13 protein-coding genes are annotated in these 13949 nt (G+C 64.6%); all 13 read right to left on the bottom strand.

The annotated features are described in order from the left end of the window. A partial coding sequence (locus HBJ55_RS08690; RefSeq protein ID WP_167113110.1) for an aldehyde dehydrogenase family protein occupies window positions 1-716 on the bottom strand: 716 nt, incomplete at its 3' end. A gap of 65 nt (window positions 717-781) precedes the next feature. Then, the gene (locus HBJ55_RS08685) at window positions 782-1537 is read right to left on the bottom strand and encodes a FadR/GntR family transcriptional regulator (protein ID WP_240936041.1); all 756 of its coding nucleotides are present in this window, start codon (window positions 1535-1537) and stop codon (window positions 782-784) included. Between the two features lie 60 nt (window positions 1538-1597). After that, on the bottom strand, window positions 1598-2395 hold the full coding sequence (locus HBJ55_RS08680; protein WP_167113106.1) for an NAD-dependent epimerase/dehydratase family protein: 798 nt from the start codon (window positions 2393-2395) through the stop codon (window positions 1598-1600). Between the two features lie 26 nt (window positions 2396-2421). Beyond that, window positions 2422-3285: an amidohydrolase family protein gene (locus tag HBJ55_RS08675; protein ID WP_167113104.1), complete on the bottom strand. Its 864-nt coding sequence runs from the start codon at window positions 3283-3285 to the stop codon at window positions 2422-2424. Window positions 3286-3289: 4 nt separating this feature from the next. Further along, window positions 3290-4426, bottom strand: coding sequence for a mandelate racemase/muconate lactonizing enzyme family protein (locus HBJ55_RS08670; RefSeq protein ID WP_167113102.1), 1137 nt, complete (start codon window positions 4424-4426; stop codon window positions 3290-3292). A gap of 36 nt (window positions 4427-4462) precedes the next feature. Further along, window positions 4463-5743, bottom strand: coding sequence for a TRAP transporter large permease (locus tag HBJ55_RS08665; protein WP_167113100.1), 1281 nt, complete (start codon window positions 5741-5743; stop codon window positions 4463-4465). Window positions 5744-5745: 2 nt separating this feature from the next. Beyond that, window positions 5746-6285: a TRAP transporter small permease gene (locus HBJ55_RS08660; protein ID WP_167113098.1), complete on the bottom strand. Its 540-nt coding sequence runs from the start codon at window positions 6283-6285 to the stop codon at window positions 5746-5748. Window positions 6286-6343: 58 nt separating this feature from the next. Continuing rightward, on the bottom strand, window positions 6344-7309 hold the full coding sequence (locus HBJ55_RS08655; RefSeq protein ID WP_167113112.1) for a TRAP transporter substrate-binding protein: 966 nt from the start codon (window positions 7307-7309) through the stop codon (window positions 6344-6346). A gap of 74 nt (window positions 7310-7383) precedes the next feature. Next, window positions 7384-8301 carry a 5-dehydro-4-deoxyglucarate dehydratase gene (kdgD, locus tag HBJ55_RS08650; RefSeq protein ID WP_167113096.1) on the bottom strand — a complete coding sequence of 306 codons (918 nt, stop codon included), beginning with the start codon at window positions 8299-8301 and terminating at the stop codon, window positions 7384-7386. A 213-nt stretch (window positions 8302-8514) separates the two neighbouring features. After that, complete coding sequence (locus HBJ55_RS08645; RefSeq protein WP_167113094.1) at window positions 8515-9855, bottom strand: enolase C-terminal domain-like protein; 1341 nt, start codon at window positions 9853-9855, stop codon at window positions 8515-8517. A 60-nt stretch (window positions 9856-9915) separates the two neighbouring features. Next, window positions 9916-11241 (bottom strand): enolase C-terminal domain-like protein, encoded by a 1326-nt coding sequence (locus tag HBJ55_RS08640; protein WP_167113092.1) that lies wholly within the window; start codon window positions 11239-11241, stop codon window positions 9916-9918. A 44-nt stretch (window positions 11242-11285) separates the two neighbouring features. Beyond that, on the bottom strand, window positions 11286-12848 hold the full coding sequence (garD, locus tag HBJ55_RS08635; RefSeq protein ID WP_167113090.1) for a galactarate dehydratase: 1563 nt from the start codon (window positions 12846-12848) through the stop codon (window positions 11286-11288). A gap of 32 nt (window positions 12849-12880) precedes the next feature. Beyond that, the coding region (locus HBJ55_RS08630; RefSeq protein WP_167113088.1) for a tripartite tricarboxylate transporter permease at window positions 12881-13949 on the bottom strand (1069 nt) is incomplete at its 5' end.

Here is a 13949-nt window from a genome sequence, read left to right as displayed (position 1 = left end):
AAGCCGACGGCTTGAATGCGCGGGTCACTGACCAAGGCCTGGCCGATCTCGCTGCCCGAACCGAACAGCAGCGAGAATACGCCTTCGGGCAGGCCACTCTTCTCGACCGCGCGCTGCACGGCATGACCGACCAGCTCGGAGGTGCCGGGGTGGGCGGAGTGGCCCTTGACGATCACCGGGCAGCCGGCGGCGAGTGCCGAGGCGGTATCGCCGCCGGCCACGCTGAAGGCCAGCGGGAAGTTCGAGGCACCGAACACCGCGACGGGGCCGAGCGGAATATGGCGCTGGCGCAGGTCGGCGCGGGGCATCGGCTGGCGCTCCGGCAGGGCCGGGTCGATGCGCAGGTCGAGCCACTCGCCGGCGCGTACCACGGAAGCGAACAGGCGCAGCTGGCCGCAGGTGCGGCCGCGCTCGCCCTCCAGGCGCGCCCGGGGCAGGCCGGTCTCGGCCATGGCGCGCTCGATCAGCGCGTCGCCGATCGCCTCGATCTCACTGGCCGCCGTCTCGAGAAAGGCGGCGCGCTCTTCGAGCGACGTTTCGCGGTAAGTGACGAACGCCGCCTCGGCGAGCTCGCAGGCACGCTCGACCTCGGCCTTGCCACCGCCCACGTAGGTGGGCTCGAGGGTCTCGCCGGTGGCGGGATTGACGGCGTTGATGGGCTTGGAACTGCCGCTGACGGCCTCCTGGCCGATCAGCATCTTGCCTTGCAGGGACATGATCGCTCCTGAGTGTCCGAAATGAATGAGAACGGAAGCCATCGATTCAGGCTTCCTGGTACTTTTCAGGCTTCCTGGTACTTGGCGTACATGGTCCGCGCGCGGTTGAGATGCTGGAACATCATTTCGCGCGCCGCTTCGGGGTCACGGGCCAGGATCGCCTCGAGCACGTAGGTATGCTCCTCCTCCACTCGGGCGAGGTACTTGCCCGTGGCCGCGGTGTTGATTTCGATGCTCATCAGCTTGGCGCGGGGAATCACGCTCTGGCTCAGCTGTTCGTAGAAGACCTGGAAGAAGGGGTTCTTGGTAGCGGCGGCGATGGCATAGTGAAACCCGTAATCCTCCTCACGCGCCTGGGACTTTGCCGCTCGCGCTGCGATGAAGGCGGCGTGCTTCTCCTCGAGGATGCGACGATCCTCGGCGTCGTGCCGCTCGGCGGCCAGCGCCGCCGCCGCCGGCTCGAGATTGAGCCGCAGCTCGAGCACGTGAAGGATGTCCTCGACGGTGGTCGGACTGATGCGCTCGGCCGGCATCGCCTCGACCGTGGTCGAACGCAGCACGGTGGTGCCGACGCCGCGGCGCGTCTCGACCAGCCCCAACGACTTGAGATGGGTGATGGCCTCACGGATCACCGTCCGGCTGACGCCGAAGGCATCGCACAGCCCGTTCTCGGTCGGTAGCTTTTCGCCCACATTGATACTGCCATTGACGATCAGCGCCTCAAGCTGGTCGGCGACATGCAGGGACAGGCTTCCCTGACGTGAAAGCTTCTGGACTTTCAGCGGCTTCGAGTCAGTCTTGAAAACGCTTTTGCCTGTCATGTCACCATCCATCGGTCATGGGTCGCCGTCGTTGAGGAGTATCTCGCCACCGGGCCGTCATCAGTCGTCGGGGTGCCCAGAAGTGGCAAACGGTCCGCCCTGGTAGATGACCGCCGGATCCTTGGGGTCGAGATTGGCATCGAGCGCTTCCATCTCTTCGCGCCACGGCTCCGAGCTGTCCTTCGGCACCCAGCCGAGGAAGGCAGCCTTGCTGTTGTCCCACCAGCGTTCGGCGTTGTTCGAGAAGCCGTAGACCACGGTATAGGCCAGGCGCGGCGTGACGATGGCACGCTGCACCAGAGCGACGAAGTCCTCGGCGCTCAGCCAGATCGCCATCTTGCGCGTATCGGTCGGCTTGGGGTGGCACCAGCCGATGCGCACGCTGAGGGTCTCGACGCCGAACTTGTCATGATACAGACACGCCAGGTCCTCGCCGAAGCACTTGGTCACGCCATAGAGCGAGTCGGGCCGACGCGGCACGTCGGCATCGATCCGCTGCGTGCGCTCGTAGTATCCGGTGGTGTGGTTGGAACTGGCGAAGATCACCCGCGGCTTGCCGTGCCGACGCACCGCCTCGTACAGATTGTAGGTACCCACGATGTTGGCCTGCAGCAGGCTCGCCCAGGATTTCTCCAGCGAGACGCCACCCAGGTGCACGATGGCATCGCAGCCCTGGACCAGCGCATTGACGGCTTCGGCATCGGCGAGGTCGCACGGCATGAGCTCCTCGTGGTCGGCCGCCTCGCCGAGATCGGCAATGTCCGACAAGCGCACCGTACGGGCCAGCTGCGCCAGGTACGGACGGATGATGCGACCCATGCCGCCGGCGGCACCCGTTACCAACAGTCGATCGATCATGCATGTTCCTCCTTCGAGCAAAGGGTTCAGAAGCCGTACAGGGAAGCGGGGTTGTCGACCAGGATGCGACGGCGATCCTCGGGACCGGCCCACTCGAGCAGCACGTCGAGCTGTTCGGCATCGTTCGGGTACTGCTCGCGCGGCACGCCGACGTGAGGCCAGTTCGAGCCCCAGATCACCCGCTCGGGGGCATGGGCGATGACCCGGCGGGCGATCGCTCCCACGTCCTCGTAGCGCGGCCCGCCGGTCAGGCTCGCCTCGTAGCCGGCGCAGACCTTGAACCAGGCATTGCCGCGGTCGAGCAGCCGCAGGATGTCGTCGACACGGCGATCGTCTGCCGCCACCGGCGGCATGAACTTGCCGATGTGATCGATGATGTACTCGCCCTCGATGCGCTGCAGTCCTTCGAGATAATCGTCCAGCTGCTGGCCGTTGAACTGCACCATCAGATGCCAGCCCAGCGGACGAATCCGGCGCTCGACCTCGAGCATGCTGGCATGGGTCACCGCACCGCCAGGCAGGTTCATGATCCGCGCCCCGCGCACGCCCTTCTCATGCCAGGCGCGCAACGCTTCGGCAGGCGTTTGCGGTGATACCGCCGCCACCCCGCGGGCGGACGTCGTTCCCAGTTGGGTCAGCGCCTCGAGCAGGGCGCCGTTGTCGAGCTGATAGGCATTCGGCTGGGTGATTACCACCCGTTCCAGCCCCAGGCGCGCCTGCACGCGGGCGTAGTCCTTCGGCGTTGCCAGCTCGGCGATGCCGGGCCCGCCGGGCTGGGCCTCGAAGCCGGGCAGGTAGAGATGAATGTGACAATCGGTAGCACCCGGCGGTGTCTCGAGTCGCGGCGCCGGCCCCTCCAGCGGCCGGGTATTGGCAGGTATCGCTGTCACGTCGTCATGCCTCCTTGAGGGCAAAGCGGTTGAGCGCCTCGCGGTCGATCTCGATGCCGAGCCCGGGACCATCCGGAATCGTCACCACGCCCCGGTCGTGCTCGATGGGCGTCGTCACCACCGCCTGGCGAAAGGGATTGACGGTGCGGTCGAACTCGAGAATGGGCTCGATCGGGCTGCGCCGCGGCGGGCTGGGTGGCAGCGCCGCCATGAACTGCAGGCTGGCGGCCAGGCACACCGCGGTGCCCCAAACGTGCGGCACCAGACGCACGCCGTGCAGCGCCGCCATGTCGGCCACGCGGCGAATCTCGCTGAAGCCGCCGACACCGCAGATGTCGGGCTGGAGGATGTCCACGGCGCGGGTGGCGAGCGGCTCCTGCATGGCATAGCGGCCGTGCCAGGTCTCGCCTCCGGCGACGGGGATCGGCTGGTCGGCGCGCACCGCGCGGTAGGCCGAGACGTGCTCGGGCAACACCGGCTCCTCGAACCAGTCGATGCCGAACTTCGCTGCCCTGCGGCCCACCTCGACGGCTTCGAGGTAGTCGTAGCCGTGGTTGGCGTCGATCATCAGGCGCAGCTCTGGGCCGATCGCCTCGCGCACCGCCTCGATGACGCGCAGGTCCTCCTCGACGTCGAAGCCGATCTTGATCTTCACCGCATGGAAGCCCTCGCGGCGGTATCTCGCCACTTCCCGCGCGATGTCCTCGACACGATCCACGCCCTCCCGGCGGAACGAGCCGGTGGCGTAGGCCCGCACGCTATCGCGGAAGCGGCCGCCGAGCAGGGTCGCGACCGGCACCCCGAAATGCTTGCCCTTGATGTCCCACAGGGCGATGTCGATGCCGCTCAGGGCAGTGACGGTCAGGCCGCGCTGGCCCTGGTCACGCAGCCGATTGTAGAGATCGAGCCAGACCTTCTCGGTCTGCAGCGGGTCCTGGCCGACCAGGGCGGCGGCATAGGCCTGCACGACGGCGGCGTTGGGCTTGGCCGGGCCCAGGCACTCGCCCCAGCCCGTGGTGCCGTCGTCGCAGATGACCTCGACCAAACAGTGCTGGCGCCGGGTGAAGTGCATGGAGGCGCTTTCGAAAGCGGTCTCCAGCGCATGGTCGAGGATATGAGTATGTACGGCTGCAATCTTCATACAGGGAGTCCGTTGTACGGTTCGGTCGTTGGATGCTCAGCGGAACAGCGCAGGCAGCGACAGCGAGACGGCCGGCACGTAGGTCACCAGCATCAGAGCGACGAACAGCGCCAGGTAGAATGGCCAGATGGTACGCACGGCCTGCTCGATCTTGATCTTGCCGATCACGCAGCCGACGAACAGGCAGGCCCCCACCGGCGGAGTGCACAGGCCGAGGCCCAGATTCATCATCATGATGATGCCGAACTGGATCGGGTCCATGCCGAACTGCATGGCCACCGGCAGGAAGATCGGCGTGCAGATCAGGATCAGCGCCGCCATGTCCATGATCATGCCGAGCCCCAGCAGCAGCAGGTTGAGCAGCAGGAAGATGACGATGGGATTATCGGAAAGCGCCATCAGCACCTCGGTCAGCAGCTGCGGCACGTTGTACAGCGCCAGCAGGTAGGAGAAAGCCGAGGCGCAGCCGACCAGGATCATGACCAGCGCCGTGGTTTTCACCGACTGCAGCACCGCCGCCTTGAACGACGCCCAACGCAGCTCACGGTAGACAAGCGCAGTGACCACGATGGCGTAGATGGCGCCAAAGGCCCCGGATTCGGTCACGGTGAGAACGCCCGACAGCACCCCGCCGACAATGATCACGGCGGTCAACAGGCCCGGCAGGGCCGCGGCAAGGCTGATGACCAGCACATTCCAGCCGGGGAAGGTCTCGCCCTTGTAGCCACGCTTCACCGCCACCAGGTAGGCCGCCACGGCCAGGGTCAGACACATCAGAATCCCCGGCACGATGCCGGCGATGAACAGCTGCGTGACCGAAATGCCGCCGCCGGCCGCCACGGCATAGAGGATCATGTTGTGGCTCGGCGGTATCACCACCCCGGCGACCGACGAGGTCACCGTGACGTTCACGGCATAATCGGCGTCGTAGCCTTTCTCCTTCATGACCGGCACGAGGATCGAGCCGAGCGCCGACGTATCGGCCACGGCGGAACCCGAAATGCCGCCGAAGAGCATCGAGGAGGTGACGTTGACGATACCCAGGCCACCCCGCACCTTGCCCACCGCAGCCGACGCCAGACGCACCAGGCGGGTGGAGATACCGCCGTGCAGCATCAGTTCGCCGGCAAAGATGAAGAACGGGATAGCGAGCAGCGAGAAGACCGAAATGCCCGACAGAATGCGCTGGAAAGCGACGAACAGCGGCAGCCCCTCGTAGAGGAAGGTCACGACGGCGGCCAGCCCCACGGCGAAGGCCACGGGCGCGCCTGCCAGCAGGCCGAGAAAGAAGATACCGAACAGAATGGCAAGGCCCATGCTCAGTTGCCCTCGTCAGAGTCGTTGCCGGAGAGTCGCGACACGATATTGGCCACGGCGAACAGCATGATCAGCCCACCGCAGATCACCAGTGGCGCGGCACGCCAGCTCTCGGAGAGGCGGACCATGGGGATCGCCCGTTCGAGATTGGCCATGACCAGGCCCCAGCCCTGGTAGGCCATGAAGGCGCCAAAGGTCACGATGAACAGATCGGCGATATAGCGAAAGATCGTCCTGAAAGGCTCGGGCATCCCCTCGCGTACGAAATCGATGCTCAAGTGGGTGTTTCCCCTGACGCCCGACGCCGCCCCCAGGCAGGTGATGTAGACCACGAGCAGCAGGGATGCCTGCTCCACCCAGGTCGGCGTGTTGTTCAGCACGTAGCGGCCGAACACCAGCCAGCCGAAGATGGCGATAAGGAAGACCAGCAGTACTCCCGCCACCACCAGGCAGAGATTGGAGACGGCGTCCAGTATTCGGCTTACCCGTTCTCGCAGCTGGGGAGGGTTCACGGCGGCCTCATGGTCAGCGTAAGTTCTCATGGCGTAAGCCTCCTTCCCCTCGGCGCGCCTGGCGCCGAGGGGGACGTCACGGCGAAGCTCAGTTCGAGTTCCGGATGGCGTCGATCAGGCTCTCGAGGTCAGGGTTCTCCTCGATGAATGCCGCATAGACGGGTTCCATCTTTTCCTGGAAGGCTGCCTTGTCCTCCACTTCGTTGATCTCGATACCGGCATCGAGCACGATCTGCCGGCTTTCCTGGGAGCCCTCGACCCAAAGCTGGCGCTGCAGCTCGGATGCCTTGATGGCCTCCTCGCGAACGATCTCCTGATCTTCGGGCGAGAGCGCTTCCCAGCTCGCCTTGGCGATGCACAGGCACTCGGGGATGATCAGATGCTCGGTGAGAGAGTAGTAGTCGACGGCCTCGTAGTGGTTGCTGGATTCGAACGAGGGATAGTTGTTCTCCGCGCCGTCGAGCACGCCGGTCTTGAGCGCCTGGTAGACCTCGCCGTAGGCCATCGGGGTGGCGTTACCACCGAGAGCCTCGATCATCTCGACGTAGAGGTCGTTGTTCATGACCCGGACCTTCAGGCCCTGTACGTCTTCGGGCGTGTGAATGGGGCGCTCGGTGTTGTAGAGGCTGCGAGCGCCTGAGTCGAACCAGGAGAGGGCGATCAGGTTCTTCTCCGCCAGGGCATCGGCGAACTGCTGGCCAATCTCGCCGTCCATCACCTCATGCATGTGCTCGATGCTGCTGAAGATGAAGGGCAACGAGAGCACGTTGGTTTCATTCACGATGGGGCCCATCGGTCCCATGTTGAAGTTGGCGAAGTCCAGCGCGCCGCTGCGGGTCTGCTCGATCGCGTCCGGTTGGTCGCCGAGCACGCCATTGTTGTAGACCTGCACCGTCAGACGCCCCTCGGTCCTCTCCGTCACGCTCTCGGCGAACGACTCGAGCGCCTCGGTATTGGGGTAACCCGGCGGGTGGATGTTCCAGCCGCGCCAATCCTCGGCCTGGGCCGGCAGCGATAGCAACATCACGGCGGCGGATGCGACAACGGCACTCATCGTCTTGGTGGTCGGATTGATTGTTTTCACGACGTACTCCTCATTGTTCTTGGTGTTGTGGTTGGGTGAGAGGGTTAATAATGGCGAGCGACGCCGATCAGCTCCTCCAATCGGCTAAGCTCTTCCTGGGTGGGCATGACCAGAGGCGCGCGTACGCTTCCGGCCGGGCGACCGATGAGGTCCGCCCCCGCCTTGATCAGGCTGACGGCATAGCCCGCTTTCCGGTCCCTGAGATCAACGAAGGGAATGAAGAAATCGTTGGTGATCTGTCTGACGACCTCACGGTTCCCCTGGCGCAACTCCTTGTAGAACCTGACCGCCATGTCCGGCACGAAATTGAACACGGCCGATGAATAGGTATTCACGCCAATGGAGAGGTAGGCCTCGGCGAAGATCTCCGCGGTGGGTACACCGCCCACGTAGACCAGCCGGTCGCCCACCGTTTTGACGATCTTGTTGAGAAGTTGGATATCGCCCTTGCCATCCTTCAGGCCGATCAGGTTCGGGCAGGCGTCGGCCAGCCGCTGCACCGCGTCTACCCCAAGCACACCGTTGCCGCGGTTGTAGTAGATGACATTCAGCGGCGTCGCATCGCAGATCTGCCGAGCGTATTCGACCAGCCCTTGCTGCGGGCACTCGGTCAGGTAGGGCGGCATCAGCAGGATGCCGTCGGCCCCCGCGTCGTCGGCGGCCTCGGCAAAAGCCTTGCCGCTCGCCACGCTAAGCCCAGCGCTGGCGATCACGGGTAGCTTACCGCCGACGGTCTCGACGGCCGCACGCACGACGTCCCGGTACTCATCGAGAGAGAGATTGAAGAATTCACCCGTGCCGCCAGCCACGAAGACGGCAGAAATGTCATGGCTGACGAACCACTCCAGGCGACGACGGTAGCTATCGGCATCGAAGCGGCCTTCACCATCGAAATCGGTGATAGGAAAAGACAACAACCCATCGCCTACGGCTCTCATCACGGCGGCTCTGGAAAACTCCACGGATCGTTCCTCTTGGTCGTCGCTTCACCGCTTTCACCCAGAAGCCAGACGGCTCGAAGAGAGCGATAAGCGGCGCTGCTTTTTGTCATACATCATACAACACACAAGCTAATCTGCCGCACCGGAGGTTGCAAGCCAGTCCATAGTCCAATCGACTAAAGTGCAAGTTCAATGCGCGCTGCTATGGCGATGGCGCACGCGCCACCCAAGTTCTCAGCGCACCAGCGCCGGCTTCTTCGGATCGAACTCCCAGCCGGGAATCAGGTACTGCATGGCCATGGCATCGTTGCGCCCGCCAGCGGGCAGCTTTCGATAGAGCGCGTTGGCCTCTTCGACACGGCCCATGTCGATCTCGATACCCAATCCCGGCGCCTTGGGCACCGAGACCTTGCCTCCGACGATCTCCAGCGGCTCCTTGGTCAGGCGTGCATCGGACTCCTGCCAGATCCAGTGAGTATCCAGCGCCGTGACGCGGCCCATGGCGGCTGCACCGACATGCACGAACATCGCCAGCGAAACATCGAAGTGATTGTTGCTGTGGGAGCCCCAAGTCATACCGTGATCCTGGCACAGTTGCGATACGCGCACGGCGCCGGAAAGGGTCCAGAAGTGAGGATCGGCCAGGGGAATGTCCACCGAGCGCAGCATCAAGGCGTGAGCCATTTCCCGCCAGTTGGTGGCCACCATGTTGGTCGCCACGGGCAGGCTGGTGGCATGGCGGAACTCGGCCAGAATTTCTCGGCCGGAGAAGCCCTGCTCGGCGCCGCACGGATCTTCGGCGTAGGCCAACACGCCGCGCAGGTCACGGCATAGACTTACCGCCTCGTTCAACGACCAGGCCCCGTTGGGGTCGATGGTCACCCGCGCCTCGGGAAATGCCTTGGCCAGCTCGGTTACCGCCTCGACCTCCCGCACGCCCGGCAGCACACCTCCCTTGAGCTTGAAATCCTTGAAGCCATAGCGATCCTGCGCCGCCACTGCCAGCGCCACGATGCTTTCCGGCGTCAGCGCCTCCTCGTCACGCAGGCGGTACCACTCATGGCTCTCGCCGGCAGTGCCGCGCCGATACGTCAGCGGTGTCGCGTGCCCATCGCCGACGAAGAACAGATAGCCCAGCACCTCCACGCTATCGCGCTGCCGGCCATCGCCCAGCAGTTCCACCACCGGCACACCGAGAAACTTGCCCAGCAGATCGAGCAATGCGGCCTCCAGCGCCGCCACGGCATTGACGCGCAGCTCGAAGGTCCACGAGCCTTTGCCGAAGTCCTCGAAATCGGCACTGCGCCCAGCGGAGTGCAGCGAAGCCACCATGGAGCGCAGCTTGCCGATGGGCTGACCCATCACGAGCGGACGCGCCATCTCCAGCGATTCTCGGATCGTTTCGCCGCCCGGTGCCTCGCCCACGCCAACGTTGCCCGAACTGTCCTTGAGAATGACCAGGTTGCGCGTGAACCAAGGCGAATGCGCGCCGCCAATGTTGAGCAGCATGCTGTCGCGTCCGGCCACGGGAATGATCGATATCCCCTCGATGACCGGGGTCTGGGAATACGTCACACTTCACCTCCTGTGCCCACGCACGTTGTTGCTTTCAGCGGCGGCGCTGCCATCACGACTTCAGCGCACCAGCGCCGGTTTCTTCGGATCGAACTCCCAGCCGGGAATCAGGTACTGCATGGCCATGGCATCGTTGCGCTGCGTCACGTCGAGTCCTTGATAGAGGCGATGGGCCTCTATCAGCTTGTCTTCGTCGAGCTCGATACCCAGGCCGGGCGTTCCGGACACCGCCAGCTTGCCGTCGCGGATACGGAGCGGCTCCTTGGTGATGCGCTGGCCGTCCTGCCAGATCCAGTGGGTGTCGATGGCAGTGATCTCGCCGGGGCAGGCCGCGGCCACATGGGTCATCATCGCCAGCGAAACATCGAAGTGGTTATTGCTGTGCGAGCCCCAGGTCATGCCCCACTCATTGCACAGCTCCCCCACTTTGACGGCGCCCTGCATGGTCCAGAAGTGGCAATCCGCTAACGGGATGTCCACGGCGTTGAGCTGCACGGCGTACTGCAGCTGCTTGAAGTCCGTCGCGATCATGTTGGTCGCGGTGGGCAGGCCGGTACGCTTCTTGAACTCGGCCATGGTCTCGCGCCCCGAGTAGCTCTCTTCCTGGCCGCAGGGATCCTCGGCATAGCTCAGCAGGTGCTTGATCGGCTCCAGCACCCGCACCGCCTCGTCGAGCGCCCAGGCGCCGTTGGGGTCGAGCGTCAGGCGCGCCTCGGGGAAGGCTTCGTGAAGGGCGCGAATGCAGTCGGCCTCCTCCTCGCCACGCAGCACGCCGCCCTTGAGCTTGAAGTCCTTGAAGCCGTAGCGCGCATAGGCCGCCTTGGCCAGGTTGGCGACCGCCTCCGGGGTCAGCGCCTCGCGGCAACGCACCTCGTCCCACTCGTCGCTGGGGTTCTCGGGCCGGGGATAGGGCAGGTCGGTCTTGGCCGGATCGCCCAGCAGGAACAGGTAGCCCAGCGCCTCGACCTCGTCGCGCTGGCGCCCGTACTGGCCCAGCAGGTCGGCCACCGGCAGCCGTACCGCCTGGCCATAGAGGTCGTACAGGGCCGACTCGATACCGGTGATGACATGCACCGCCACGCGCAGGTCGAAGGTCTGACGACCGCGCTCCTCTCGCCCGTTCCTGGCCAGCAGCAGGCGCGCCTGGTTGAGGGTCTGCTTGATGTCGTTGACGCGCGATCCCTCGACCAGCGAGCGGCACTGCTCGAGCCCCTTGAGGATGCCGGCGCTGGACGGGATCTCACCGACGCCCTGGTGACCTGCATCGTCCTCCAGGATGACCACGCAGCGAATGAACCAGGGCGCATGGCCACCACTGAGGTTCAACAGGAAACCGTCGTAGCCGGCAACCGGGACGATGCGCATCTTCTTGATCTTGGGAAACATGAGACGTTCTACCTGTGAGTCTGGATTGGGGCCCGGTCTGTGCATCACGTCACGGGGGCCGGATTGAAAAGCGCCAGATCGTTGTGGATACCCAGCCGGTCGGCCGCGGCCTGCCGGCGTCCGCTCGCCACATCGAGAATGAGCCGGAAGAGTTCCCAGCCCACCGCCTCGATGCTGGCATCGCCGGTGGCGATGCGACCCGCGTCGAGGTCAATCAGATCGTGCCAGCGCCGGCCCAGCGTCGAGTTGCTGGAGACCTTGAGCACCGGCACCATCGGCAGGCCATAGGGTGTGCCGCGTCCGGTGGTGAACACCTGCAGGTTCATGCCGGCCGCCAGCTGCAAGGTGCCGCAGATAAAATCGCTGGCCGGCGTGGCGGCGAAGGTCAGCCCCTTGCGACGCAGCCGCTCGCCGGGGCCGATGACGTCGACGATGGGCGAGCTGCCGGACTTTATGATCGATCCCAGCGCCTTCTCGACGACGTTCGATAGGCCCCCTTTCTTGTTGCCGGGGGAAGGGTTGGCGCTGCGATCGGCCTGCCCCTGGGAGAGATAGTCGTCGTACCACGCCATCTGCTCGATGAGCGCCCGGCCCACCTGTTCGTCTATTGCCCGGGGCGTCAGCAGATGGATGGCATCGCGCACCTCGGTGACCTCGGAGAACATCACGCTGCCCCCGGCGCGCACGATCAGGTCGGTGGCGAAGCCCACGGCGGGGTTCGCGGTAACGCCCGAGAAGGCGTCGCTGCCGCCGCACTGCATGCCCACCACCAGATCGGAGGCCGGGCATGTCTCGCGACGGCGGCGATTCAGCCGCTCCAGGTGGCGCTCGGCCATGGCCATGATGCCCTCGACCATCTCGCCGAAGCCGTGGAAGGAGTCGTCCTGCAAGCTCAGCACGTTGGCGTCGGGGTCTGCCGCTTCGGTGTTCTCGTAGATCCTGACGGGGCGGTCGTCGACCAGCGTGGAGGGTTGGAGCTTCTCGCAGCCCAGGCCGATGACCATTACCTCGTTACCGAAGTTGGGGTTCAAGGCGATGTTCTTGAGGGTGCGGATCGGCACGATGGCGGCCGGTGCGTTGATCGCCACCCCGCAGCCATAGGTGTGGTTGAGCCCAACCACGTCGTCGACGTTGGGATAGCGCGGCAGCAGTTCGCGCTTGATGCGCGCCACCACGTAATCCACCGTGCCGGCCACGCACTGCACGCTGGTGGTGATCCCCAGCACGTTCTTGGTGCCTACGCTGCCATCCGGGTTGCGGAAACCCTCGAAGGTAAAGCCCTCGAGCGGTTCCACGTCCGGGGCCGGCCGCGTGGCCAGCGGCAGGTCGTCCAGCGCCGGCGCCTCGGGCAGCCGCACCCGGGCCTCGTCGACATGCTCGCCCCGGGCGATGGCGACCACGGCGTTACCGATGACCTCGCCGTAGCGCACGATGGGAGCGTCGATGTCGATATCCCGCAGGGCCAGCTTGTGGCCCTGCGGGATCCGGCCGGCCGCAACCAGCCCGTCGCCCAGCGCCTGGCCTTCAACGAGGCCCCCTGCCTCGACGACGATGGCGACGTTGTCGTCGGGGTGGACCTTGATGATCTTGCCTTCGAAAGCGCTCATAGGGTTCCTCTTCGCTATGCCTGGGCCATTGATCAGCCGAGCAGTTCCTGACGATGCTTGGCGCGATTCTTCAGGCTCATCGTGATCGAGAAAGCCACCGAGGCCAGAATCAGCAGCCACAACACCACCGCGATGGGGCTCTTGGTGAAGAAGATCGTCAGGGTTCCGGCGGATTCGATACTCTTGACGAAGTAGACCTCCGCCTGGCTGCCCAGGATGAAGCCGATGATCAGCGGTGCCACCTCCAGGCCGACCTTCTGAATCAGATAGCCCAGCACGCCGAAGATCAGCAGTGTCCAGACATCGAACATGATGCCGTAGTTGATGGCGTAGGCCCCCACCACGCACATCATGACGATGATCGGGAACAGGATGTGCTTCGGCACCATCACTACCTTGGCGATGTACTTGATGGCGTAGAACATCAGGAAGAACATCACGAAGTTGGCGAAAATCAGCGCCGCCATCATGACGTACCAGGTTTCGGCGTTCTCGGGGATGAACAGCGGCCCCACCTGGATACCCTGGAGGGTGAAGGCACCGATCAGCACGGCGGTGGTGGAATCACCGGGAATGCCCAGCGACAGCAGCGGGATCAGGGCTCCGCCGGTCAGCGCGTTGTTGGCCGATTCGGAGGCGATGAGCCCTTGGGGCGCGCCCTTGCCCATCTGGGAAGAGTCGCGCGCCAGGTTCTTTTCCTGGGTATAGGCCAGCACCGAGGCGGCGCTGCCACCAACCCCCGGCAGCATGCCGACGAAGGTACCGATGAAGGAGGAGCGCACCAGGTTGGTCAGGCGTCCCTTGAAGAGGGCCAGCGAGAAGATGGCGCCCGCTCCCTTGCCGATCTTCACCCGCTCGTCGCTCAGGTCGCTCTTCACCCCCTTCTCGGCTTCGAGAAGGATGGTGGAGATGCCGAAGATGCCGATCAGCACGGGCAGCAGGGAGAATCCTTCGAACAGGTAGGGCTCCATGAAATCGAACATCAGACGGGTCTTGCCGTTGCCGCCGTCCGAGATGCTGTAGTCCCCGATCAGGCTCAGCCAGATACCGATCACACCGCTGAAGATGCCCACCAGCATGTTGCTGGACAGGGAGGCGATG

This window comes from Billgrantia bachuensis (genome assembly GCF_011742165.1).
Taxonomy (GTDB): Bacteria; Pseudomonadota; Gammaproteobacteria; order Pseudomonadales; family Halomonadaceae; genus Halomonas; species Halomonas bachuensis.
The sequence above is the reverse complement of the archived record's forward strand: the minus strand, read 5'-3'. Positions and strand labels throughout refer to the sequence as shown.

What these genes read in the sequence shown, in the direction of transcription:
- HBJ55_RS08680 (WP_167113106.1), bottom strand. Translation starts at nt 2,395, where the DNA reads ATGATCGATCGACTGTTGGTAACGGGTGCCGCCGGCGGCATGGGTCGC.
- HBJ55_RS08670 (WP_167113102.1), bottom strand. Translation starts at nt 4,426, where the DNA reads ATGAAGATTGCAGCCGTACATACTCATATCCTCGACCATGCGCTGGAG.
- HBJ55_RS08655 (WP_167113112.1), bottom strand. Translation starts at nt 7,309, where the DNA reads ATGAGTGCCGTTGTCGCATCCGCCGCCGTGATGTTGCTATCGCTGCCG.
- HBJ55_RS08665 (WP_167113100.1), bottom strand. Translation starts at nt 5,743, where the DNA reads ATGGGCCTTGCCATTCTGTTCGGTATCTTCTTTCTCGGCCTGCTGGCA.
- HBJ55_RS08640 (WP_167113092.1), bottom strand. Translation starts at nt 11,241, where the DNA reads ATGTTTCCCAAGATCAAGAAGATGCGCATCGTCCCGGTTGCCGGCTAC.
- HBJ55_RS08685 (WP_240936041.1), bottom strand. Translation starts at nt 1,537, where the DNA reads ATGACAGGCAAAAGCGTTTTCAAGACTGACTCGAAGCCGCTGAAAGTC.
- HBJ55_RS08660 (WP_167113098.1), bottom strand. Translation starts at nt 6,285, where the DNA reads ATGAGAACTTACGCTGACCATGAGGCCGCCGTGAACCCTCCCCAGCTG.
- garD (WP_167113090.1), bottom strand. Translation starts at nt 12,848, where the DNA reads ATGAGCGCTTTCGAAGGCAAGATCATCAAGGTCCACCCCGACGACAAC.